We start from the raw sequence: 25,410 nt of genomic DNA on the forward strand, positions 1-25,410 counted from the left end.
GGCCGCGTATTCCCGATTCTTGATGATCTGCGATGTCAGCGATGTCGGCATCACGCACCGTGAGGTCGGTGGCGGAGGAGGCTGAACGACCTCAGGCTGCGTGATGCGGACATACTGTCCAGGACACCGGACCAGCCACCCGCCGCACCTCACCGCCACCCGCCTGGCACACTGGTGAGCATGTCCGATCAGCCTGATCAGCCCACCGCCGGGGCCTACGCCCACGGCTTCGCCCGCGTCGCCGCCGTCACCGTCCCGGTCTCCGTCGCCGACCCCGCGACCAACGCACGGACCATCCTCGACGCCGCCCGCGAACTCCACGGCGACCACGTCGCCGTCGCCGTGTTCCCCGAGCTCAGCCTCACCGGCTACGCCATCGACGACCTCGTCCTCCAGGACGTCCTGCTCGAGGCCGTCGCCGACGCCGTCGAAACCCTCGTCGCCGCGAGTTTCGACCTCATGCCCGTCCTTGTCGTCGGCGCACCCCTGCAGCACGGCAACCGCCTCTACAACTGCGCGGTCGTCATCCACCGCGGCGAGATCCTCGGCGTCGTCCCCAAGTCCAACCTGCCGACCTACCGCGAGTTCTACGAACGCCGCTGGTACGCCCCCGGTGATGATATCCAGGACGCCACCATCCGCATCGGCGACAACCGGGCACTCTTCGGCACCGATCTGCTGTTCGAGGCCGTCGATGTACCCGGATTGACCGTGCACACGGAGATCTGCGAGGACATGTGGGTACCCGTCCCGCCGGGTGCCCGGGCCGCACTCGCCGGCGCGAGCGTCCTTCTCAACCTCTCCGGCAGTCCCATCACCCAGCGCCGTGCAGATGACCGCCACCTGCTGGCGTCCTCGGCGTCCCTGCGGTGTCAGGCCGCCTACGTCTACGCCGCCGCCGGCCAGGGCGAATCCACCAACGACGTCGCCTGGGACGGGCTGACCATGATCCATGAGCGTGGCGTCCTTCTGAAGGAGACGGAGCGTTTCCCCGACGGGATGCGCTACTCAGTCGCCGACGTTGATCTCGACAGCATCCGGCAGGCCCGGCTGCGCCAGGGCACCTTCGACGACAACCGTCGCACCCTCGCTGATCTGGGGGAACGGGATTACCGCACCGTCGAGTTCACCCTCGACCCGCCGCAGTATGAGATCGGACTGCGTCGCGATCTCGCCCGCTTCCCGTTCGTCCCCGGTGATCCTGCCCGGTTGGCCCAGGACTGCTATGAGGCCTTCAACATCCAGGTCGCCGGCCTGGCCCAGCGGCTCTCCGCCATCGGGAACCCGAAGCCGGTCATCGGCGTCTCCGGTGGGCTGGATTCCACCCACGCGCTGCTGGTCGTCGCCCGTGCGATGGACCGCGCCGGGCGTCCGCGCTCCGACATCCTCGCCTACACCATGCCCGGTTTCGCGACGAGCGACCACACGAAGTCCAATGCCGTGAAGCTCGCCGAGGCGATCGGCGCGTCCATCGAGACCATCGACATCGTCCCCGCAGCCACCGAGATGCTGAAGAAGATGCACCACCCCTTCGGCGACGGTGAGCCGGTCTACGACGTCACCTTCGAGAATGTCCAGGCGGGCCTGCGTACGGACTACCTCTTCCGCCTGGCCAACCACCACGGTGGCATCGTCGTCGGCACCGGCGACCTCTCCGAGATCGCACTGGGCTGGTGCACCTACGGCGTCGGCGACCAGATGAGCCACTACGGCGTGAACAGTGGTGTGCCGAAGACGCTCATGCAGCACCTCATCCGTTGGGTCATCGCCGAGCGCGAAGGGGTGGACGCCGCGACGGTAGAGGTCCTGCAGTCCGTCCTCGACACCGAGATCAGCCCTGAACTCGTCCCACCAGGTGCCGACGGCAAGGTGCAGTCCACCGAGTCCGCCATCGGTCCCTACGCCCTGCACGACTTCACACTCTGGCACATTCTCGCGGGACTGCGTCCCTCCAAGATCGCCTTCCTCGCCTGGCACGCCTGGAAGGACGCCGAGGTCGGCGAATGGCCGGCCGGTTTCCCCGACGAGGACCGGTACACCTACGACCTGGCCACGATCGTGACCTGGGAGCGCTCATTCCTGCAGCGCTTCTTCGGGTTCGCGCAGTTCAAGCGCACCGCGATCCCCAACGGGCCGAAGGTCTCCCCGGCAGGCTCCCTGTCGCCGCGTGGTGACTGGCGCGCGCCCTCGGACGGTAATGCGCGGGCCTGGCTCGCCGAGCTGGACGCGGCGTTCCCGCAGGCCTGACGGCAGAAAGCGCCCGGGGCTGCCTGGAGCTACCTCGGGCTACCGCACGATCTCCGGGATGAACAGGTCCGCCATGAACCGGGAGCCGGCGGCGGTGGGGTGCCACGCCATGAGGACGTCTGTCGCACCCTCCTCACCCGAGAGGTAGCGTTCGCCGACCGGGCTGCACGTCGAATTTCCTGCGGCAGCGGTACGGACGTCCACGAATTCCGCGCCGTACTTCTCCGCGGCGATCGCCATCGTCTCGCTGATGTACTCCTCGACCTCGTCGAGCTGCTGGTCGTACACCGGCAGAGGGACGCCTTCGTCCGGGCCGTCGGTGCGGCACACGTAGGGCCCGACCGTCGCCGGGAGGTAGCTGGAGAAGACGATCTTCGCGTCCGGGGCGGCGTCCCGGATCTTCGTCACGGCGGTGTCCACGTTCGTCAGGACGGTCTCGCGGCGTCCGTCCAGGTTGTCGATCTTCATGCCGCGGACCACGCCCTGGTGGGCGAAGTCATTGCCGCCGATCGAGAGGAAGACCGTCCCGGTCTCCGCGCCGAGATCACCGGAGGCCAGTGCCTCGTCGACCCGCTCGAGCATCGTCTCCGAGGTCACCCCACCACAGCTGAAGTCGTGGACGGTGGCGCCGGTGTCCGCCGCGGCGAGTCGCGGCCAGTTCGCGTCCGACTGGGCGCACGACCGCGTCAGGGCGGCCTCATCAGGGGAGGAGTAGTAGGAGTCTCCGAAGACCACGACATTCCCCGAGGATCCGGAGGACGCCCCGGACAGGGACGCCAGCGTCACGCCGGACAGGGTGGCGACACCGACACCGGCGGCGACGAGAAGCGAGCTGGTCATCATGCGCGGCGCGACAGTCTGCCGACGGTGCCGGGAACCCCTGGCTACGCGGGGTGCGCCGTGTCGCCGGTGCTGCCCGGATGCGCGATGGTCCATGTACGGGTGGTGTCCTTCTCGGAGATGTCGGGGAGAAAGGGCCGGGGTTTATCCGGACTGATCGTACGTCACCGGGGTCGATCTGGGCACACTTGATGACGAAACCCCCGGGGTCCGAAGACACCGGGGGTTCCTGTGGCGGAGGATAGGGGATTTGAACCCCTGTGGGATGTAACTCCCTCACGCGTTCCAGGCGTGTGACATAGGCCGCTAGTCGAATCCTCCGCCGACAAATATACACACGGGGTTCGCATGTCACAAAATTGCTGGTCGTGCGGCGGAAAGGGGTCGGGAAGCCTCCGGCCGCGCACAAGGTCCACCCCGTGCTTTGGCACCAGTCGGATCCTGGGCTACCATGGTCGACGGATCTCACGTGGCGTGAATCCTGCGAACTCCCCCAGGGCAGGAATGCAGCAAGGGTAAGCGGGCTCTGGCGGGTGCGTGAGGTCCGTTCTATTTTCCGGGAAGGGGGACTTGGCGGGGAAGGGTTCAGGGGAGTGCTCAGTCGGGGACAGGGTGCCCTGACCATGTGACGGAGCCGGTACTGACACGGCGGGACGCAGCGCATTAGACTTGCGACGGAAATATGCCGACGGAACCACCCCCTGTTCCGTAACCGTCGAGGAGGTCCTGCGGGACTATGAAGCTGACCGAAGCCAACACCGACCGACTGCTCGCGCTCAAGGACGAGGTCACCGCGTCCTACGGGGAGCTGAAGGCCCGCAACCTGAGCCTGAACCTCACCCGCGGCAAGCCCTCCTCCGAGCAGCTGGACATCGGAGAGTCACTGCTCGCACTGCCCGGCGAGGGCGACCACACCCTCGCCGACGGCACCGATGCGCGCAACTACGGCGGTGGCGACGGTATCCGTGAGATCCGCGAACTGTGGGCCGAGGTTCTCGGCGTCCCCGCTGACCTCCTCGTCGCCGGCGACGCATCCAGCCTGAACATCATGTTCGACCTCATCTCCTGGTCGCACAGCTTCGGCAACAACGATTCCGAGCGCCCCTGGTCAGCCGAGGACAAGATCAAGTGGATCTGCCCGGTCCCCGGTTACGACCGTCACTTCTCCATCACCGAGACCTTCGGCTACGAGATGGTCACCGTCCCGATGAACGAGGACGGCCCCGACGTGGACGCCATCCGCGAGCTCGTCAAGGACCCCCAGGTCAAGGGCATGTGGGTTGTGCCGGTGTTCTCCAACCCGACCGGCGCCACCGTCTCCCGTGAGGTCGCCGAGGCACTGGCGTCGATGGAGACCGCAGCCCCCGATTTCCGCATCATCTGGGACAACGCCTACGCCGTGCACACCCTCACCGACGAGTTCCCGGAGATCCTGGACATCGTCGGTATCGCCGCCGAGCAGGGCAACCCGAACCGTTTCTGGGCCATGTCCTCGACCTCGAAGATCACCCTCGCCGGTGCCGGTGTCGCCTTCTTCAACTCCTCGAAGGAGAACCTGGACTGGTACCGGAAGTACGCGTCCATCCGCGGCATCGGCCCGAACAAGATCAACCAGCTCGCCCACGTCCGCTACTTCGGCAACGCCGAGGGCGTGCGCTCGGTCATGCGCAAGCACTCCGGCATCCTCGGCCCGAAGTTCCGCGCCGTCACCGAGATCCTCGAGAAGCGCCTCGGTGGCCTGGACATCGCCGAGTGGACCCACCCGGAGGGCGGCTACTTCATCTCGGTCGACCTGCTCGACGGCACCGCGAAGCGCACCGTGGAACTGGCCAAGGAGGCGGGTATCGCGCTGACCGGCGCCGGCTCGGCCTTCCCGCTGAAGGACGACCCGAACAACCGCAACATCCGCCTCGCCCCGTCCCTGCCGCCGCAGGAGGAGATCGAGGTGGCGATGGACGGTGTGGCGACCTGCATGCTCCTCGCCGCGATCGAAGCCGCAGAAGCTGCAGAAGCCGCCGGCGTCACCGCGGAGTAGGCGCGCGTGAATCTCAAGGAGACGACCTACTGGGCCTCTGACCTGCTCCCCGGCGATCCGACGACGACCACGCGCCGGGTGGTGCAGGGTTTCCCTGAGTTCACCGTCGCCGACGTGAGCATCGGCGGGCCCGGTGACCCGGAGGACCCGACCGCCCCGGCCGAGACCGTCGCCATGACGCTCGACGCCGCCCGCATCGAACCCGGTCTCGTCACCGAGGACGGTGCTGACCTGCGCGTCGAGTTCGTCACTGTCACGACCCGCCATTCCCGGGCCGCGGCCGATCTGGTGACCGCGGCGGCGACGATGATCGCCCAGGATCCGCACCAGCGTTCCCCGCAGCCGGGCCTGCTGCTACCCGACCTGGGTTGGCACGTCGACGAGACGATGACGGCGAAGCACGGTCTGCTCATCCCGCCGTTCCTCTGGGAGGACGGCGTCCCGCATGTCCACGAGGTCGATTTCGGGGGACGCCACGGTGGTGGCACCTCCCACGACTGGACCCATCCAGGGCGGATGACGGTGGTGGCCCAGCTGGTGATGCTCACGGACGAGGAGTTCTCCGTGGCCACCTCGCAGGGACTGGGGGCGGTACAGCAGCAGCTGACGGACAGCGGCACCGACCTCAACGACGTCTGGCGGTAGCCGGTCGGCGGGCGCCCGGCAGGGTGCCCGACGGTTGCCCGTTCAACGCGTCGGGCGTCCTTGTACTCTGGTCCCCGTGGCTCTCTACAGGAAGTACCGGCCGGCGACCTTTGCCGAGGTCGTCGGGCAGGAACATGTGACCGAACCGCTGTGCACCTCGCTGGACAGCGGCAGGATCAACCACGCGTACCTGTTCTCCGGGCCGCGCGGCTGCGGCAAGACCTCCTCGGCGCGTATTCTCGCCCGCTCCCTGAACTGCGTGGAGGGGCCGACGTCGACCCCCTGCGGCGTGTGCGACTCCTGCGTCGCCCTCGCACCCGGTGGTCCGGGCACCCTCGACGTCACCGAGCTCGACGCCGCGACGCACAACGGTGTCGACGACATGCGCGAACTGCGCGACCGTGCGTTCTACGCCCCGGCGGAGTCCCGCTACCGCGTCTTCATCATCGATGAGGCGCACATGATCTCCTCGGCGGGCTTCAACGCCCTGCTGAAGATCGTGGAGGAGCCGCCGGAGCACCTCATCTTCATCTTCGCGACGACCGAGCCGGAGAAGCTGCTCCAGACGATCCGGTCGCGGACGCACAACTATCCCTTCCGCCTGCTCACCCCGCCGGCCATGCGTGGCCTGCTGTCGAAGGTCTGCACCGACGAGGGCGTCGCCGTCGAGGACGCCGTGTACCCGCTGGTCATCCGGGCCGGTGGTGGTTCACCGCGTGACTCGCTGTCGATCCTCGACCAGCTGCTCGCCGGTGCCGGACCGGAGGGCGTGACCTACAGGCGGGCGGTCGCGCTGCTCGGCGTCACCGATTCGACCCTCATCGACCGCGCGGTGGACGCCCTGTCCGTCGCCGACCAGGCCGGACTCTTCTCGGTGATCAGTGACGTGATCGACGCGGGGCATGATCCGCGCCGGTTCGCCACCGACCTGCTCGACCGTTTCCGCGATCTGCTGGTCGTCCAGTCCGTGCCGGACGCCTTCGACACCGGCCTGGTGGACGCCCCGGTCGATGAACGTGATGTGCTCGCCCGCCAGGCCGGTGAACTGGGGACGGCGACGCTGACCCGGTGTGCCGCACTGGTCAACGAGGGTCTGATGCAGATGCGTGGCGCCACCTCACCGCGGCTGCTGCTGGAGATCCTCTGCGCCCGGATGGCTCTTCCTGCCGCCGGAATGACGGTGGAGGCACTCGCACAACGCGTCGAGGCTCTGGAATCCGGGCAGGTCACGCCGAGGGCAGGTGCCGGTCGGGCCTCAGGCGCTGCCAGTGCTGCACCGGGTGCCCCGGAGGACGCCCCGGGCGTCGCCGGGACGACCCGCTACGTGCGCAAGTCGCAGCGTCAGGCTGCTGCACCTGCGACTGAACAGGCGGCAACCGTTGAGGCGCTGGCCGAGACTCCGGCCGAGACTCCGGCCGAGACTCCGGCCGAGACTCCGGCCGAGACTCCGGCCCAGGCGCCGACACAGACTCCGACCCCGGTCGCCGGGTCCACCTCCGTGGCCGAACCTGAGCCTGAGACATCAGCACCGGCCCAGGTAGATGAACCTGCCGTGCCCGTTGAACCGGCCGCACCTGCTGAGGCTGCACAGCCCGCTGAACCCGCACAGTCTGCCCCGGCGCCTGCAGAGGAGTCGGGGCAGGAAGACACGATGTCCGAGGCCGAGCGTGCCCGCGAGATCATGCGCCGCAACCGACGTCGGTCCACCGAACCGGCTGCTGCAGCCCCCACTCCTGAGCTGCCCCCCGAACCTGCTCCGGAGCCCGGGCCCGCACCTGAGCCGACCCCGGAGCCCGAGCCTGTTCCGGAGCCTGCTCCCGAACCGGAGCCGGCTCCTGAGCCCCAGGCGGAATCCCGGCCCGAGGCGTCCGCAGTGGAGTCCTCGGCAACCCCCGATGTGGTGTCCCGCTGGCCGGAGGTCCTCGAAGCACTCCGCGCAGTCGACCTCAGTGCATGGATCGCCGCCCGTGACGCGGTCCCGACCGCCGGTGAACCATCCTCCGACGGCACCCCGGGTGTGGTGCTCCACCACCACACCGGCGCCCTGGCGTCCTTCATCAACAACCCGACCCACGCCGCCGCCTATGCCTCGGCCGCAGAGCAGGTGACCGGCACACCGGTGAGCGTGCATGCAGTGGTCGGAGCGCCGCCGGGAAAAGCTGAGGCGGACGGCACCGGGAATCCGGAGCCTGACCAGCCGCCAGCTTCCGAGCCGGAACCGGCCCCTGAGCACCCCGACGCGCCCGCATCAGCCTCCCGGCCCGGGCCTGTCTCTGCGCCTGACGCCGGGTCTGAGCCGGTTCCCGCATCAGCTCCTGAAAGGGTCACCGACGGTTCACCCTTGCATGAGGGGTACGCACCGCGTACCTCCGATGACAGGGTGAACCAGGAGGTCAATGATTCGGTGTCCGAACCTGCTCCGGCCACGGACCCGAAGGATCCTGTGTCGATCGCCCTGGCCCGGGCCAAGGCCCAGGACGAGGACCCGACGTCCGTTCCCGTGGTGCAGCAGGTTCCGGCCCAGGCGCCCGCTCCTGCTCCCGCCCAGGATCGTGCACCTGCGACCGGCGGCAACAGCAGCAACGTCGAGGAACTCACCGGCTGGCGTGCCCGCATGGCGCGCAACAGCAACCGGCTGTCCGCAGCGGCGACTGCGGCGGACAACGGCTTCAACGGCGTCCCGCTGCCGGAGGAGCCCGGCGAACCCTGGGACGACGGTTACGGTGGACATCAGAACGGGCCGAACGGCCCCCGCTCGGCGGCTCCCGGCGTCTCCGGTCAGGGTGCCGCGAATCAGGTGCCCTATGATCACCGGGCCGAAGCCGAGGAAGCTCTCGCCCAGCTTGACGACCCGAACTCGGGGAACCTCGACCACCGGTCCGCCCTCGAGATCGCCGGGGCGCTGCTGGAGCAGCACCTCGGGGCTGAGCGCACCCGGTAGACTCAGTCCCCGGTAAACCTGAACACTCACGACCTTCACCACCGTCCCGAAAGGACCCACCGTGCCCCAGCCCGACATGAACCAGATCATGGCCCAGGCCCAGCAGATGCAGCAGAAGCTCCAGGAGGCGCAGGCCGAGATCGTCGCCTCCACCGTCGAGGGCGCCGCCGGCAACGGCCTCGTCAAGGTCACCATCAGCGGTGCCGGCGAGGTCCAGTCCGTGAACATCGACCCGCAGGTCGTCGACCCCGACGACGTCGAGACCCTCCAGGACCTCGTCATCGGTGCCTTCCAGGCCGCCAACGACAACCTCCAGCAGCTGTCCCAGGAGAAGATGGGCCCGTTGTCGCAGGGCCTCGGCGGCTTCGGTCTCTAGAGTTCAGGAGCCACTGAGTTGTTCGAAGGTCCACTCCAGGACGTCATCGACGAGTTCTCCCGGCTGCCCGGGGTGGGCCCGAAAAGTGCGCAGCGCATCGCCTTCCACCTGCTGCAGGCGGAATCGACGGACGTTGAGCGTCTCGCAGGCGCCCTGACGCGCCTGCAGCAGGGCGTACACTTCTGCCGCATCTGCCACAACATCTCCTCCGAGGACGTCTGCCGCATCTGCGCGGACTCCTCGCGGGACGCCACGCTCGTCTGCGTCGTCGAGGAGTCCAAGGACATCCAGGTCATCGAGCGCACCGGTGAGTACAAGGGGCGCTACCACGTCCTCGGTGGGGCACTCGATCCGCTCAACGGTGTGGGGCCGAAGGAACTCAACGTCACCGCCCTGGTGCAGCGCATCGGTGGCCGTGTCGACGACGTCCCGGCCGCCGACGGTACCCTGCCGGACGCCCCGGACATCACCGAGGTCATCATCGCCACGGACCCGAACACGGAGGGTGAGGCCACGGCGTCCTACCTGGGACGCCTGCTCAAGGACTTCCCCGGGCTGACGGTCTCCCGGCTGGCCTCGGGCATCCCGATGGGCGGTGACCTCGAGTTCGTCGACGAGCTGACGCTCTCCCGCGCCTTCGAGGGCCGCACACCGCTGGGGTGACGCCTGGGCGTCCCCGCCTCGCCCGCGCTGCGAACCAGCCGCAACACGGGCAGACTGAACCACGTGACCACCACCGGAACCACCACATGGCGCACCCTGCGCCGCACCAGTGACCTGACCGCACAGCCCTGGGCCAACGGCCGCGGCACCACCGTGGAGCTGATCTCCCCGGACGAGTCCGCCGCGTACTACAGCCGCTTCTTCCCGGTCGACGGATGGTGGCGGCTGAGCGTGGCGTCCCTCAACGAGGAGGGCCCGTTCTCCCCGCTGCCCGGGATGGACCGGATCCACACCCCACTCGCGGACATCGAGCTCACCGTCGACGGCACGCCGTACCGCATCCCCGCCCACACCCCTTTCGCCTTCGACGGTGGGGCGGACGCCGTCCTCACCAGCCTTCCCCGTCCGACCTGGGCGGTGAACCTCATGGTCGACCGGGACAGTCCCGCCGCAGGACGCCTGCAGGTCACCGTCGTGGACGCGATGATGCCGGTCGACAACGCACTGGCTGCGGTACTGCTCGACGACACCGCCGATCTGCTGGTCCCGCACCGCGCGGGAATGGGTGAGATCCGCGACATTTCCCCGGGAACGCCGCTGGCCGTGGTCTCGTGGACGGTATGACTGAGGACATGGGCACAGACGAGAACGCGAACAGCAGAACCGACGTCGCACGCGCAGCCGTGTGGACCACCGTCTTCGGCGGTGCCGGCGTCCTCCATTTCGGGGCACGCCGGTTCTACGACATGCTCATCCCGGAACAGCTGCCCGGTGAGGCGAAGCTCTGGACGTGGGGGAGTGCACTGGTCGAGTTCGGTCTGGCCGCCGCGATCGCGAACCCGAAGACCCGGGCGAAGGCTGCGAAGCCTGCCGCCGTCTTCCTGGTCGGCGTCCTGCCCGGCAACGTGAAGATGGCGATCGACTGGCAGGCCGATGACCGCAAGTCCACCGCGATGAAGATCGGTGGGTGGGCCCGGGTCGCGGCACAGCTGCCGATGATCGCGTCGGTGCTGCGTCTGCGGTAGAAAATGACTGTTTGAATATGTAAAGATTCTGCAGTGACATGAACTTGAGGGTCACCTCCACCCCTGCACAGGAGAACCCTCAGCATCTCGGGCGGTATCGCTGCCCGGGTCGCGGACGGGCCGGCAGGGCCGCAGCCCAGGACAGTCCGCTCGGATCCTCCGGCCCCGCTCCACAGTTGTTCGGGAAGGCACCTCGCCGTCGATCCCTACGTCGGCATTCTCGAGGCTGTCGTCTCTGTGACGATGACGGCGATGCGTTCCACCGGTCTCGGCGGCGGATCGCTGGTCTACCAGGGCATGTCCCTGGAACCGACGAAGGAGATCTTCAACACCCACTTCCCCGTCGCCTCGACCGGGACTTCGCGCGACGGGAACTGCGCGGCGAGATGGCGCTTTCCTGCACCGACGGCAAGCACTTCGGTGGACGTCACCTACATCGCCCGCGCCGGGGCGACCGGACCGGCCGAGCTGCGTACCCGCACCGAGGTCGCCGACGTCGAGCGTGCGGACGACGTCAACCACGCGCACACGGTCATCCGGACGTCCATGCCCGGCATGGGCGCGGACATCGCCTCGACGATGATGGTCGGCTACGGCGTCAGCGACACCCGTGGCAGTTTCCGGTGGGACGCCGCGTCCGGTCGGGCTGAGCTGCACCGGCCGGCCGGCGGCGACGGCGAGCTGATCGAGAAGCGCATCTGCCCGACGGCGGAACGGATCATCTCCGCCGGTGGCGCGAAGGGCATGCTCACGGACACGAACACGATGGTCAACTTCACCTGGCACTCGCTCGGTGGTGCATGTATGGGCACGGTGTGTGAACACTCGTTCATCCGTATGTTTTTAAACATGTCACGATACAGTGACGCGTATCACATTCATGTGGTATGACCACTTGTAATCGGGGGTGGGGGGTCACGTCGTGGAGTGCGGATTCCGTTTCCCGAAGAAACCCGTTCCCTACTGGAAGAACAGGGGCCGATCGTCAAGGCCGGACGGGTATCCGGACGGCGGAAGGCGGGGGTGGAAATTGTTATAACGAAGGTATGACTCACCCGGGGTGCCAGACGGCAGGCATAGCGTGTGTCCTCGTTCGCGCGGGAACCGGTCCCGCGCAGATGATCCACACCGATTGATCCCTACCGATCAGACGCCTCCCCGAAAGGAGCCCGATGCCGTCCAGTATTCTCGTGGCGAACCGCGGCGAAATCGCCGCCCGTGTCGTCCGGACCGCCCGTGACCTCGGCCTGCACTCCGTGGCCGTGTACTCCGACCAGGACATCGAATCCCCGGCCGTCATCCTGGCCGACGAGGCCTACGCACTGGAGGGCACCACCCTCCAGGAGACCTACCTCGACGTCAACAAGATCATCGACATCGCCAAGCGCTCCGGTGCCGACGCGGTCCACCCCGGCTACGGCTTCCTCTCCGAGGTCCCTGAAGCGGCGCAGGCCATCACCGACGCCGGTCTGACCTGGCTCGGCCCGGCCGCCGACACGATCAGCCAGCTCGGTGACAAGATCAGTGCCCGCCGTGTCGCCATCGCCGCCGGTGTCGAGCCGGTGCCCGGCACCGTCGACCCGGTCTCCGACATGGCCGAGGTGGACGCCTTCATCGCCGAACACGGTTTCCCGATCGTCCTCAAGCGCTCCGACGGAGGTGGCGGACGCGGCATCGAGGTCATGCGTGACGAGCAGGACGTGAAGAACTTCGCCGCCGGACACGCCATGGTCGGCGGTGACCTCGGCAAATTCTTCATCGAGAAGTTCATCACCTCGGGTCGCCACATCGAGACCCAGTGCATGCGGGACGTCCACGGCAACTTCGCCGTCGTCACCACCCGCGACTGCTCCGTGCAGCGCCGCAACCAGAAGGTCATCGAGGAGGCCCCGGCCCCCTTCATGCCCGAGGGAGCCGTCGAGACCCTGACCACGTGGTCCAGGGCCCTGTTCGACCACACCGGATACGTCGGCCTCGGCACCTGTGAGTTCATGCTCACCGACGAGGGCAACCTCCACTTCCTCGAGGTCAACCCGCGCCTCCAGGTCGAGCACACCGTCTCCGAGGAGGTCACCGGGCTCGACCTCGTCGAGGCCCAGTTCATCATCGCCGACGGCGGCACCGTCCCCGAGGTCCCCGAGGTCCGTGGACACTCCATCGAGCTGCGCCTGACCTCCGAGGACCCGGCCAACGACCTCGCCCCGGCCGCCGGCAAGATCAAGGAACTGACCTGGCCCGCCGGCCACGGCATCCGCATCGAGACCGGCGTCCGCCTCGGCGACAAGGTTTCCCCGGAGTTCGACTCGATGATCGCCAAGCTCATCGTCACCGGCCCGACCCGCACCCGTGCCATCGAGCGTGCCCGCCGCGCCCTCGACGAGCTGGAGATCAAGGGCATCGCCACCGTCACCCCGCTGCTGGACCTCATCATGGCCCACCCGGACTTCGACGGTACCAACGAGCACGGTGACCTGCAGGTCCGTACCCGCTGGCTGGAGACGAAATTCCTCCCGGAGCTCACCGACGGGGAGTGGGTCAAGCTCGGCAGGAAGGGGGGCAGGGACGGCGAGGCGAAGTCCGGTGACGACGAGGACGGTGTCGGCCACGCCATCGCCGACGCACTGCGCACCTTCACCGCCCAGATCGACGGCCGCCGCCACAAGATCACCCTGCCGGAGGGCCTCGCGTCCCTCGCCGGTCTCGGCTCGATGATGCAGTCCGGACTCGGCAACATCGGCGACTCCCTCGGCGAGATCGGCAGCAACGCCCGCCGCCGCGTTCAGCCGCTGCGTGGCTCCCGACGGCGCAAGAAGAATGAGGACGCCGCACCGGACGCCGGTGAAGGCCTCAACGCCGAAGGTGCCCTGCTGGCCCCGATGCAGGCCATCGTCGTCCGCCTCGGTGCCGAAGTCGGCTCCCAGGTCAACGAGGGTGACGTCATCATCGTCCTGGAGGCCATGAAGATGGAGAAGTACATCCACGCCCCGGCGTCCGGTGTGCTCACCTCCTTCGACGTCGAGATCGGGCAGAACGTCCCGGCCGGCACCCCGCTGCTGCACATCGACGTCGCTGAGGGTGACGCCGCTGCCGCCGCAGATGCCACCACCGAGAACACCGAGGAGGCGTAGATGACCACCGCATCCAGCACCGAGAAAGCCGTCGTCGACTACGCGGCCCTGGCCGCCGCCGCCGACGAGAAGGCGAAGAACTTCCAGCACGCCAAGGGCAAGCTGACCGCCCGCGAGCGCATCGAGATGCTCTGCGACGAGGGATCCTTTGTCGAGCACGGTCGCTTCTTCGGCGGCGACCCGGCCCAGGGTTTCCTCGGCGCCGCCGTCGCCACCGGTTTCGGCACCGTCGGCGGTCGCCCCGTAGCCGTCTACTCCCAGGACTTCTCCATCCGCGGCGGCACGCTCGGCAAGGTCGAGGGTCAGAAGATCACCGACCTCATCGAGCGCGCCGTCCAGCAGGGCGTTCCCTGCTTCGCGCTGCTCGACTCCGGCGGAGCCCGCATCCAGGAGGGTGTGGGTGGTCTGGCCATGTACGGCCGGATCTTCCGGGCGTCCTGCCAGGCCTCGGGATTCATCCCGCAGATCTCCGTCATCCTCGGCCCGTGCGCCGGCGGTGCGGTGTACTCCCCGGCCATGACCGACTTCGTCATCATGACGAAGGAGAACGCCCACATGTTCGTCACCGGCCCCGACGTGGTCAAGGCCGTCACCGGTGAGGTCATCAGCCTCGACGACCTCGGTGGCGCCCAGATGCACAACTCGGTCTCCGGCGTGGCCCACTACCTCGCCGACGACGAGGAGGACGCCATCGACTACGCCCGCAGCCTGATGGACTACCTCCCGCAGAACTGCAACGACGAGCAGGCGAACTACTCCTACCAGCCGTCCCCCGAAGACATCGAGGCCGCGATGGGCGTCGGCGACATCATCCCCGACGACCCCCGCATGCCCTACGACGTCGTCGAGGTCATCGAGGCCATTGTCGACCACGGCGAGTTCGTCGAGGTCCAGGAGCACTGGGCGAAGTCCATGGTCATCGGCTTCGCCTGCATCGAGGGACGCCCCGTCGGCATCGTCGCCGACCAGCCGATGCACAACGCCGGCACCCTGGACGTCGAGTCCTCCGAGAAGACCGCCCGCTTCGTGCGCTGCTGCGACGCCTTCGGCCTGCCCGTGATCACCCTCGTCGACGTGCCCGGCTACCTGCCCGGCGCCGAGCAGGAGCGCGCCGGCATCATCCGCCGTGGCGCCAAGGTCATCTACGCCTACGGCAACGCCACCGTCCCGATGATCACCATCATCACGCGAAAGGCGTACGGCGGAGCGTACATCGTCATGGGTTCCAAGGGCATCGGCGCGGACTACGCCTACGCCTGGCCCAAGGCCGAGATCGCCGTGATGGGTGCCGACGGTGCGGTCCAGATCCTCAACCGCCGTGACATCAGGGCCGCCCCGGAGGGGGAGCAGGCCGCCGTGGCCAAGCAGCTCTCCGACGAGTACGCCGCGAAGAACATCAACCCGAACTTCTCCGTGGAGATGGGTGAACTCGACGGCATCGTCCAGCCGATCGACACCCGCGACACCATCGCCGTCGCCCTGCGTGCCCTGCGCACCAAGCACCGCGACCTCAACCGGTTCAAGTACCACTCCAACGGGCCTCTGTGACGGGTCCGGTACCAGCCCCACAGCCAGCGACACTTCCCGTCACCGACTCCTACGCAAAGGACATCATGACCCACACCAGCTTCTTCTCCCGACTGAGCTCCGCCGATGCGGGCGCCGACCGGGCCACCCTCCTGTTCGGCGGACAGGCCACCGCCTGGCGCGCCGGGCTCACCGACCTCGCCGAGGACCCGTCCCTGGGTGACGCCGTCCGCGGCGTACTCGACGACTCCGCAGCTCTCATCGCACCGGTCGCCGCGCAGGTCACCGCAGCCACCGCCGGTGCCCTGACCCTCGAGCGCCTGACCGGTGCCAAGGGTTCGGTCTCCGCCGCCCTGTCCGTCCCGGGCATCACCGTCGCCCAGTTCGGCCAGCTCGCCGCGCTGAAGGCCGCCGGCTACGACGCCACCGCCGCCGTCGCCGCTGACCGGGCCTCCGTCCTTGGCCACTCCCAGGGCGTCCTCGGTGCCGCACTCGTCGACGGCCGCGCCGGCGACTCCGCCCACGTCGTCGCCGTCGCACGACTCATCGGTGCCGCCGCGTCCCGCCTGACCCGCTCCCTCGGTGTCTCCGCCGGTGAAGCCACCCCGATGCTCTCGGTCCGCGGCCTCGACCGCGCCACCCTCGACGCCGTCCTCGCCGAGGTCGCCGAGGCAGCCGGCGGTGCCGAGACCGGTGTCCGGGTCGCCATCCGCAACGGCCACCGCCGCTTCATCCTCTCCGGTGCCCCGGAGGACCTCGGCGTGGTCGAGAAGACCATCGCCGTCGTCGCCGACCGTGACGCCGCCGAGCTTGCCGCGAAGACCCGCGGCGGTGCCCCGCTCTCCCCGGTCTGCGAGTACCTCGACGTCACCGTGCCCTTCCACCACGACATGATGGAGCCTGCCGTGGCCCAGACCGTCGCCTGGGCCGACGCCTGCGGTCTCAACACCGACGGCGCCGCCGAGAAGCTGGCCCGCGCCGTGCTCACCGACCACGTCGACTGGGTCGACGGCATCGTCGACGCCCTGGCCTCCGGCACCACCTGGTTCCTGGACCTCGGCCCCGGTGAGACCGTCTCCAAGCTCTCCGCCGACCTCGTCGAGGGCTCCGGCGCCGGCCTCGTGCCCGCCGGCACCCTGGCCGCCGTCGACGAGCTCGCCGCCCCCGGCGAGGACCCCGCCCGCACCGTGGACTGGTCGGGCTTCGCCCCGCGCCTGCTCGACCTGCCGACCGGCCGCACCGTTGAGACGAAGTTCTCCCGCCTGACCGGCCGTTCCCCGATCCTGCTGGCCGGCATGACGCCGACCACCGTCGACCCGGAGATCGTCGCCGCCGCCGCGAACGCCGGCTACTGGGCCGAGATGGCCGGTGGCGGACAGGTCACCGCCGAGGTCTTCGACGGTAACCTCACCAAGCTCAAGGGTCTGCTCGACCCGGGCCGCGCCGTCCAGTTCAACGCCATGTTCATGGACCGCTACCTGTGGAACCTCCACTTCGGCACCCAGCGCGTGGTCTCCAAGGCCCGTGAGTCCGGCGCACCGTTCGACGGCGTCGTCATCTCCGCCGGCATCCCCGAGCCCGACGAGGCCCCCGAGGTCATCGGTGCACTGCGTAACTCCGGCTTCTCCCACATCGCCCTGAAGCCGGGCACCGTCGCCCAGATCCGCGCCGGCCTGGGCATCGCCCGCCAGCTCGAGGAGACCGGCACCAGCATCATCCTCCAGGTCGAGGACGGCCACGCCGGTGGTCACCACTCCTGGGAGAACCTGGACGACCTGCTCACCGCCACCTACGCTGAGATCCGTCGTCAGCCGAACGTCGTCCTCTGTGTCGGCGGCGGCATCGGCACCCCGGAGCGGGCAGCCGATTACCTCACCGGTTCCTGGGCCACCGCCCTCGGCCTGCCCGCCATGCCGGTCGACGGCATCATGGTCGGCACCGCGGCGATGACCGCCAAGGAGGCCAAGACCACCCCGGAGATCAAGCAGCTCCTCGTCGACACCCCCGGTGTCGCCGACGAGACCGGCTCCGCCCTGACCGCCCCCAACGGCGGCTGGATCGCCCCGGGCCACTCCGCCGGTGGCGCGACCTCCGGCCTGTCCCACCTGCGTGCGGACATCCACGAGGTCGACAACTCCGCCGCGAAGTGCATGCGCCTGATCCAGGAGATCGGCTCCAACCTCGAGGCCGTCAACGACCGCCGCGACGAGATCATCGCCGCGCTGAACAAGACCGCCAAGCCCTACTTCGGTGAGCTGGAGGAGATGACCTACGCCGAGGTCGTCCGTCGTTTCGCCGAGCTGTCCTTCCCGTGGGTCGACCCGTCCTGGCTGTCCCGCTTCCACCTCCTGCTGCAGCGTGTCGAGGCCCGCCTGTCCGACGCCGACCACGGCGAGGTCGTCACCCTCTTCCCGACCGAGCAGGACGCCGCGGAGCCGGCGAAGGCCATCGAGACCCTCGTCGCCGCCTACCCGGCGGCCGAGAAGGACACCCTGACCCCGCTGGACACCGCCTGGTTCCTCGTGCTGTGCCGTAAGTTCCCGAAGCCCGTCGGCTTCGTCCCCGCCATCGACGAGGACCTCCTCGCCTGGTGGGGCAAGGACTGCCTCTGGCAGGCCCAGGACGAGCGCTACACCGCCGACCAGGTCCGCATCATCCCGGGCCCGGTGTCCGTCTCCGGTATCACCACCGTCGACGAGCCCGTCGCGTCCATCCTCGGCCGCTTCGAGGACGCCTGCCGTGAGCGCGTCGCCGGTGGCGACTCCGCCCCCGCCGGCCGTCACTCCCTGGACAACGCCGATGAAGCCGAGGTCGCCACCGCGTGGTCCCGGACCTCCGACGCCGCCGACGTGGCGTCCTTCCTCAAGGCCACCCCGTACATCTCCTGGACCGGCCACCTCATGGACAACCCGGCCCATGTCATCGACGAGGAGAAGTACGAGCTGATCGTCACCGACGACGGCAGTAACGGCGGCCCGGTGAAGGTCACCGTCGACCTGCACCTCGACACCTTCTGGGACGGCACACCCGCCGGCGAGGGCGAGGGCAGGGTCCACGCCGTGCGCCGCCTGCCGGTCCCGCTGATCCTCTCCGACGCGGTCGCCTCCGGCGCCCTGCCCGTCGTCGACGAGGAGAAGCTCCCGGAGACCATGTACGGCCTGCTCGCCGGCACCGCCGGTGTGGGCAACACCTCCGTCACCGGCGACGTCATCGACCGGATGCCCGCCAAGATCGAGGGTTCCGATTCCGCCGAGACCCCCTTCGGCAAGTTCAACTACACCTTCCACCTCACCGACAGCCTCGGCTCCCAGCACGCCGGTGTGACCGGCGCAGGCCTTCCCGACCTGTCCGAGACCGGTTCCGGCTCCCGCTCCGACGAGCGCGCCACCATCGTGCCGGACGCCCTGCTCGGCACCTGCTGGCCGGCCATCTACGCCGCCCTGGGCTCTGCTCTGGTCGACGATTACCCGGTCATCGAGGGTCTGCTCAACGCCGTCCACCTGGACCACTCCGTGGCCCTGGAGGTCCCGGCCGACGAGATCCCCACCGGCGAGATCACCGTCACCAGCTGGGCCGCCGGCATCGAGGAGTCCTCCTCCGGCCGCGTCGTCACCGTGCACCACCACATGTTCGACGCCGCCGGTGAGCTGCTCGGCAGGCAGACCGAGCGCTTCGCCATCCGTGGTCGCGCCTTCGGCACCACCCCGCCCGCCGATCCGGCCCCCGCCGGCGGCATCGACCGTGAGATCACCGACACCCCGCGCTCCACCCTGCTGCGCACCCGGGTCAACGCCCCGGCCGAGATGACTCCGTTCGCCTGGGTTTCCGGTGACTTCAACCCGATCCACACCAGCCACGTCGCCGCCCGCGTCGCCGGCCTGCAGGCACCGCTGGTCCACGGTATGTGGCTCTCGGCCACCGCCCAGCACGCCGCCTCCGCGGCCGGTTCCGGCCACACCATCCTCGGCTGGACCTACCGCATGTTCGGCCTGGTCCAGCTGGGCGACCCGGTGGACATCCAGGTCGAGCGCGTCGGACGTGTCGCCGGTGGCGGACTGCTGCTCGACGTCACCTGCCGCATCAACGACGAGCTCGTCTCCCAGGGCACCGCGGTCACCGCCGCCCCGACCATCGCCTACGTGTACCCCGGCCAGGGTATCCAGGCCAAGGGCATGGGACTCGACGAGCGTGCCGCCTCCAAGGCCACCGCCGCTGTCTGGGAGCGCGCGGACAAGCACACCCGTGAGGCACTGGGCTTCTCCATCCTCACCGTCGTACGCGACAACCCGACCGAGCTCACCGCCAAGGGCGTGACCTACCACCACCCGGACGGCGTCCTGTACCTCACCCAGTTCACCCAGGTCGCCCTGGCGACCCTGGCCCTGGCACAGACCGCCCGCCTGCGCGAGGCGGACGCCCTGGTCGCCGACGCCTTCTACGCCGGACATTCCCTCGGTGAGTACACCGCGCTGTCCGCCTACGCCGGCACCATCGACCTGGAGACCGTCCTCGAGGTGGTCTTCCACCGCGGTTCGACCATGCACCACCTCATCCCGCGCGACGAGCACGGTCGCTCGAACTACCGGATGGGTGCCCTGCGCCCCAACCAGTTCGGTGTCGACGACGAGCATGTCGTCGAGTACGTCAACGGTGTGGCAGAGGCCTCGGGAGAGTTCCTCGAGATCGTGAACTTCAACCTCGCCGGTGAGCAGTACTCCATCGCCGGGACGGTCGCCGGTCTCGCCGCCCTCGAGAAGGACGCCGCGAAGCGCACCGCCGAGCACGGCGGCAAGGGCTCCTTCATGATGGTCCCGGGCATCGACGTGCCCTTCCACTCCCGCGTCCTGCACCCCGGTGTGCCGGACTTCCGGGAGAAGCTCGACGGCCTGCTTCCCGCCCGCATCAACCACGAGATCCTCGTCGGCCGCTATATCCCGAACCTCGTCGCCCGCCCGTTCGAGCTCACCGAGGACTTCGTCCGCTCCATCCTGGACGTCGTCCCCTCCGAGCCCGCCCAGGCACTGCTCGACGACTGGGCTGCCGCGACCGTCGACGACGCCGCCGAGGCGGAGACCGCCCGCACCCTGTTCATCGAGCTGCTGTGCTGGCAGTTCGCCTCCCCGGTCCGCTGGATCGAGACCCAGGACCTGCTCTTCGCCCCGGACCGTCTCGACATCGACGAGGTCGTCGAGGTCGGTCTCGGTGCCTCGCCGACCCTGGCGAACCTGGCCACCAAGACCCTCAAGCTTCCGCGTTTCTCCGCCGCCGACGTCGCCGTGCGCAACGTCCAGCGCGACGAGAAGCTCGTCTACCACACCGACCAGCAGACCATCGACAGTCCCGTGTACGAGGACGAGGACGCTGTGCCCACCTCCGTGCCGGTCGGCGACCCGGTGCTCTCCCACGCCGAGGCGTCCGCCAAGGCCCCGTCGGAATCCGTGCCCGAGTCCATGCCGGCCCCGGTCACCGAGTCCGCCGAGCTGCGCACCGCCCCGGCCGCCCCGGCCGGTGCCGTGGAGCGTCCCGCCGACCTGCCGTACAAGGCGTCCGACGCCATCAAGACGCTGCTGGCCTACGCCAACAAGCTGCGTCCGGAGCAGATCGGCGGCGCCGACACCACCGGTACGCTGACCAACGGTGTCTCCTCGCGTCTGAACCAGCTGCTCATGGACATCTCCGCTGAGCTGGGACTGTCCGCCGTCGAGGGCGCTGCCGAGGCCGACGTGGACACCCTGTCCGTCACCGTCGACGCCGCAGCCCACAACTACTCCGCGTTCGGGCCGGTGCTGGGTGAGGCCGTCAAGGACCGCCTGCGCAAGCTCTTCGGTGCCGCCGGTGCCAAGGCCTCGGCCATCGCCGACCGGGTCACCGGCACCTGGGAGCTCGGTCCGGGCTGGGTCGACCACACCACCGCGCAGATCCTGCTGGGGTCCCGCGAGGGTGCGTCCTCCCGTGGTGGTGACCTCGCCACCCTGGCGACCTCTGCCACCACCATGAACGACGTCAACGCGATCATCGACGAGGCCGTCGCCCAGGCAGGTGCCGCCCACGGTATCCCGGTGGCCATCCCGGCCGCCGGTGGTGCCGGCGGTGGCGGCACCGTGGACTCCGCCGCCCTCGACGCCTTCGCCGAAGGTGTCACCGGTGAGACGGGTGTGCTGGCCACCACGGCCCGCCACATCCTCGCCGCCCTGGACCTCGACGTCCCCGAGTCCGCCGCCCTGTCCGACGAGGAGGGTGCCGAGACCGCCGCCGTCCTCGAGGCCGTCTCCGCCGAGCTCGGCGCGAACTGGCCCGCGTCCGTGGCGCCGTCCTTCGATGCCCGCCGGACCCTGCTCATCGACGACCGCTGGGCGACCGCCCGTGAGGACGTCGCCCGCCTGGCCAACGGTGAGGAACTCGCCGAGTCCGTGTCCTTCGTGGGCACCGGCGAGACCGTCGCCGTGCACGCCGGTTTCCGTGCCGCCCACGCCGAGGCCGCCGGTGACACCGCGCTGGCCGCCCGCTTCCGGTCCATCGCCGAGGACGCCCGATCCACCGAGCCGGGTGCCTTCGAGGGGCAGGTCGCCGTGGTCACCGGTGTCACCCCGGCATCCATCGCCGGCGGTGTGGTCGGCGACCTGCTGGCCGAGGGTGCGACGGTCATCATGACCGCGTCCCGCATCAACTCCGCCCGCCTGGAGTTCGTCAAGAAGCTCTACCGCGAGCACGCCTCGGCGTCCGCCAAGATCTGGCTGGTGCCGGCCAACCTCTCCTCCTACCGCGACATCGACGCGCTGGTGGAGTGGATCGGCACCGAGCAGACCGAGACCGTCGGCTCCGACCAGAAGCTCATCAAGCCCGCCCTGGTCCCTGACCTCTTCCTGCCGTTCGCCGCCCCGTCCGTCTCCGGCACCGTGGAGGACGCCGGCGGAAACGCCGAGATCCAGACCCGACTGCTGCTGTGGAGTGTCGAGCGGTCCTTCACCGCCCTGTCCCGCATCGGCCACGAGGCCGACCTGGCCCACCGCCTGCACGTCGTCCTGCCGGGTTCGCCGAACCGCGGCACCTTCGGTGGCGACGGTGCCTACGGCGAGGTCAAGGCCGCCTTCGACGCCGTCTGCAACAAGTGGTCCAACGAGCCCTGGGGTGGCAGGGGCGGGCGTGTCACCATCGCCCACCCGCGGATCGGCTGGGTCGCCGGTACCGGCCTCATGGGCGGCAACGACCCGCTGGTCGACGCCGCCGTCGAGGCGGGCGTCCACGTGTGGAGCCCCGCCGAAATCTCCGGCGAGCTACTGAAGCTCTGCTCTGAGTCGGTCCGGGCCGAGGCCCTGGGCGGCCCGGTCGACGCCGACCTGACCGGTGGGCTCGACAAGATCAACCTCACCGAAATGCGTGACCAGGCTGTCGCCGACGGTGCCTTCGCCACCGCCGCCGCGGTCGAGGAGGACGCCGAGGCCCCGGTCACGGTCAACGCCCTGCCCTCTCCGGTGCGTGTCGCCCAGCCGGTCGGCTCTGACTTCGGTGCCGCACCGTGGGGTGACGTCACCACCGACCTCGAGGACATGGTCGTCGTCGTGGGCCTCGGTGAGGTCAGCGCCTGGGGCTCGGGACGTACCCGTGCCGAGGCCGAGCTGGGCATCCAGGCTGACGGGTCCGTGGACCTGTCCGCCGCCGGTGTGCTGGAACTCGCCTGGATGACCGGCCTGCTGACCTGGATGGATACCCCGGTCGCCGGCTGGTACGACGTCGACGGCAACATCGTGCCCGAGGAGGAGATCTACACGCGCTACCGCGACGAGGTCGCCGCCCGCGCCGGTGTCCGCACCTTCGTCGACGACGGTGAGAACGGGGCCCTCGAGGACCTGCACACCCCGCAGGAGGTCGAGATCTTCCTCGACCACGAGGTCACCTTCACCGTGGACTCCGCCGAGGACGCCGCGTCCTTCGTGGACTCCGACCCGACCTTCACGCGTGCCAACCACGACGAGGAGACCGGCGAGTGGTCCGTCACCCGTCTGCCGGGCGCCCGGACCCGCGTACCACGACGGGCCACCCTGGCCCGTAAGGTCGGCGGCCAGTTCCCGACCGACTTCGATCCGGCACGCTGGGGCATCCCGGCGTCCATGATCGAGGCCGTGGACCGCATCGCGATCTGGAACCTCGTCACCGCGGTGGACGCCTACCTCTCCGCCGGCTTCAGCCCGGCCGAGATCCTGCAGGCCGTGCACCCGTCCGACGTCGCCATGACGCAGGGCACCGGTTTCGGTGGCATGACCTCGATGCGCAAGCTCTTCGTCGACCGCTTCCTGGAGGAGGACATCCCGTCCGACATCCTGCAGGAGACGCTGCCGAACGTCGTCGCCGCGCACACCATGCAGTCCTACGTGGGCGGCTACGGTGCGATGATCCACCCGGTCGGTGCCTGTGCGACCGCCGCGGTCTCCGTCGAAGAGGGTGCCGACAAGATCCAGCTCGGCAAGGCCGACTTCGTGGTCGCCGGTGCGACCGACGACATGTCGGTGGAGTCCATCACCGGCTTCGCGAACATGAACGCGACCGCGGACTCCGACAAGATGGCCGCCAAGGGCCTCAACGAGCGCTTCTACTCCCGCGCCAACGACCGTCGCCGTGGTGGCTTCGTCGAGGCACAGGGTGGTGGCACGATCCTGCTGGCCCGTGGTTCCGTGGCCGCGAAGCTGGGCCTGCCGGTCCAGTCCGTGGTCGGGTTCGCGGCGTCCTACGCCGACGGTGCCCACACCTCCATCCCGGCCCCGGGACAGGGTGCGCTGGCCGCCGGCCGTGGCGGGAAGAATTCCCGCCTGGCCCGCGACCTGGCGAAGCTGGGTGTGTCCGCCGATGACATCACCGTCGTCTCCAAGCACGACACCTCCACCAACGCCAACGACCCGAACGAGTCGAAGCTGCACACCCGCCTGGCGTCCGTGCTGGGCCGTACCGCGGGTAACCCGCTGTACGTCGTGTCGCAGAAGACCCTGACCGGTCACGCCAAGGGCGGTGCCGCCGTCTTCCAGATGGCCGGCCTGGGCGACATGTTCCGGACCTCGCGGATCCCGGCGAACCGCTCGCTGGACTGCGTGGACCCGGAGATGGCGTCCTCCCCGGATCTGGTGTGGCTGCGTGAGCCGCTGCAGCTGCAGCGCACGGTGAAGGCGGGTCTGCTGACCTCCCTGGGCTTCGGTCACGTCTCCGCGCTGCTCGCACTGGTCCACCCCGAGGCGTTCCGCGTCGCCGTGGCGTCCCAGCTGGGTGAGGACGCCGCGGCGGCCTGGGAGGCGAAGGCTTCCGAGCGCCTGCGCGCCGGTGTCCGCCGCCGCGAGGCCGGCATGCTGGGCCACCGTGCCCTGTTCGAGGAGATCGGGCACCGTCGCTTCGCTGACGGTGTCGACATCGACGAGGCTGAGCCGGCCATGCTGCTCGACCCGGCGACCCGCGCCGGTGAGGACGGTCTGTTCCGGTGAGTGACCCGGTGAACGGCGCGGGGCCCGTGTCCGCGCGAGGTCGGGTGGAGCCGGCGGATCCGGTGCCACGTGGATTCGTGCTGGGTGTGGGCGTCGACGTGGTCGACATCCCCGCGTTCACCGAACAGCTGGACCTGCCGGGCTCGAAGTTCGCGCTGTCCTTCACCGGTGCGGAGCGACGTGAGTGCGCCCGGTTGGCGAAGACCAGTGGGAACATCGGACAGCACCTCGCTGCCCGGTGGGCGGCGAAGGAGGCCTTCTACAAGGCCTGGACGCTGGCCGACGCCGGGGACGAGATTCCCGGTGCCCAGATGGACTGGTCGCAGATCGAGGTGGTCAAGGACCGCTGGGGTCGGCCGTACATCCGGCTGGCTCCTGTACTGGAGGCCCGGGTGAACGGGGCGCTGACCGCGCGGTTCGGCGGGGCAGACGGGGCAGGTCATGCGGTGTGGCAGCTGAGCCTGTCGCACGACGGGCCTGTCGCCCAGGCCTTCGTGGTCGGGGAGTGGCGGGTGTAGC

General features: G+C 69.2%; 14 protein-coding genes, 1 tRNA gene and 1 other RNA gene. 14 read left to right on the forward strand and 2 right to left on the reverse strand.

The window, feature by feature from the left end; genetic code table 11:
* The first annotated feature begins 180 nt into the window (after positions 1 to 180).
* Positions 181 to 2,247, forward strand: coding sequence for an NAD(+) synthase (locus Q0A27_RS08710; protein ID WP_291474664.1), 2,067 nt, complete (start codon positions 181 to 183; stop codon positions 2,245 to 2,247).
* A 39-nt stretch (positions 2,248 to 2,286) separates the two neighbouring features.
* Here Q0A27_RS08710 and Q0A27_RS08715 read toward each other — a convergent pair whose 3' ends face one another.
* Positions 2,287 to 3,090 (reverse strand): SGNH/GDSL hydrolase family protein, encoded by an 804-nt coding sequence (locus tag Q0A27_RS08715; RefSeq protein ID WP_291474665.1) that lies wholly within the window; start codon positions 3,088 to 3,090, stop codon positions 2,287 to 2,289.
* Positions 3,091 to 3,319: 229 nt separating this feature from the next.
* Positions 3,320 to 3,408: transfer RNA gene (locus tag Q0A27_RS08720), tRNA-Ser, on the reverse strand.
* Positions 3,409 to 3,543: 135 nt separating this feature from the next.
* Between Q0A27_RS08720 and ffs the strand changes: the two genes are divergently transcribed.
* From ffs to Q0A27_RS08785, 13 genes are all read left to right on the forward strand, one after another.
* Positions 3,544 to 3,640: signal recognition particle sRNA small type (ffs, locus tag Q0A27_RS08725), an RNA gene on the forward strand.
* Between the two features lie 183 nt (positions 3,641 to 3,823).
* Positions 3,824 to 5,122, forward strand: a complete 1,299-nt coding sequence (locus Q0A27_RS08730) for an aminotransferase class I/II-fold pyridoxal phosphate-dependent enzyme (RefSeq protein WP_291474666.1) — start codon at positions 3,824 to 3,826, stop codon at positions 5,120 to 5,122.
* Positions 5,123 to 5,128: 6 nt separating this feature from the next.
* The gene (locus Q0A27_RS08735) at positions 5,129 to 5,767 is read left to right on the forward strand and encodes a hypothetical protein (RefSeq protein WP_291474667.1); all 639 of its coding nucleotides are present in this window, start codon (positions 5,129 to 5,131) and stop codon (positions 5,765 to 5,767) included.
* A gap of 76 nt (positions 5,768 to 5,843) precedes the next feature.
* Positions 5,844 to 8,708 carry a DNA polymerase III subunit gamma and tau gene (locus Q0A27_RS08740; protein ID WP_291474668.1) on the forward strand — a complete coding sequence of 955 codons (2,865 nt, stop codon included), beginning with the start codon at positions 5,844 to 5,846 and terminating at the stop codon, positions 8,706 to 8,708.
* A gap of 61 nt (positions 8,709 to 8,769) precedes the next feature.
* Positions 8,770 to 9,084: a YbaB/EbfC family nucleoid-associated protein gene (locus tag Q0A27_RS08745; RefSeq protein WP_291474669.1), complete on the forward strand. Its 315-nt coding sequence runs from the start codon at positions 8,770 to 8,772 to the stop codon at positions 9,082 to 9,084.
* Positions 9,085 to 9,102: 18 nt separating this feature from the next.
* The gene (recR, locus tag Q0A27_RS08750) at positions 9,103 to 9,747 is read left to right on the forward strand and encodes a recombination mediator RecR (RefSeq protein WP_291474670.1); all 645 of its coding nucleotides are present in this window, start codon (positions 9,103 to 9,105) and stop codon (positions 9,745 to 9,747) included.
* A 63-nt stretch (positions 9,748 to 9,810) separates the two neighbouring features.
* Positions 9,811 to 10,371, forward strand: a complete 561-nt coding sequence (locus Q0A27_RS08755) for a HutD family protein (RefSeq protein WP_291474671.1) — start codon at positions 9,811 to 9,813, stop codon at positions 10,369 to 10,371.
* Entirely contained in the window at positions 10,368 to 10,772 is a 405-nt protein-coding gene (locus Q0A27_RS08760) for a hypothetical protein (RefSeq protein WP_291474672.1), read from the forward strand. Before Q0A27_RS08755 ends, Q0A27_RS08760 begins: the two co-directional genes overlap by 4 nt.
* A 252-nt stretch (positions 10,773 to 11,024) precedes the next feature.
* On the forward strand, positions 11,025 to 11,663 hold the full coding sequence (locus Q0A27_RS08765; RefSeq protein ID WP_291474673.1) for a hypothetical protein: 639 nt from the start codon (positions 11,025 to 11,027) through the stop codon (positions 11,661 to 11,663).
* A gap of 281 nt (positions 11,664 to 11,944) precedes the next feature.
* The gene (locus Q0A27_RS08770; protein ID WP_291474674.1) at positions 11,945 to 13,900 is read left to right on the forward strand and encodes a biotin carboxylase N-terminal domain-containing protein; all 1,956 of its coding nucleotides are present in this window, start codon (positions 11,945 to 11,947) and stop codon (positions 13,898 to 13,900) included.
* A complete protein-coding gene (locus tag Q0A27_RS08775; protein WP_291474675.1) occupies positions 13,901 to 15,448 on the forward strand; it encodes an acyl-CoA carboxylase subunit beta in 1,548 nt (515 codons plus the stop codon).
* A gap of 65 nt (positions 15,449 to 15,513) precedes the next feature.
* On the forward strand, positions 15,514 to 24,891 hold the full coding sequence (locus Q0A27_RS08780) for a type I polyketide synthase (protein WP_291474676.1): 9,378 nt from the start codon (positions 15,514 to 15,516) through the stop codon (positions 24,889 to 24,891).
* Entirely contained in the window at positions 24,888 to 25,409 is a 522-nt protein-coding gene (locus Q0A27_RS08785) for a holo-ACP synthase (RefSeq protein WP_291474677.1), read from the forward strand. Before Q0A27_RS08780 ends, Q0A27_RS08785 begins: the two co-directional genes overlap by 4 nt.
* Position 25,410 lies beyond the last annotated feature (1 nt).

It is taken from the genome of Corynebacterium sp. (assembly GCF_022712275.1).
GTDB lineage: Bacteria > Actinomycetota > Actinomycetes > Mycobacteriales > Mycobacteriaceae > Corynebacterium.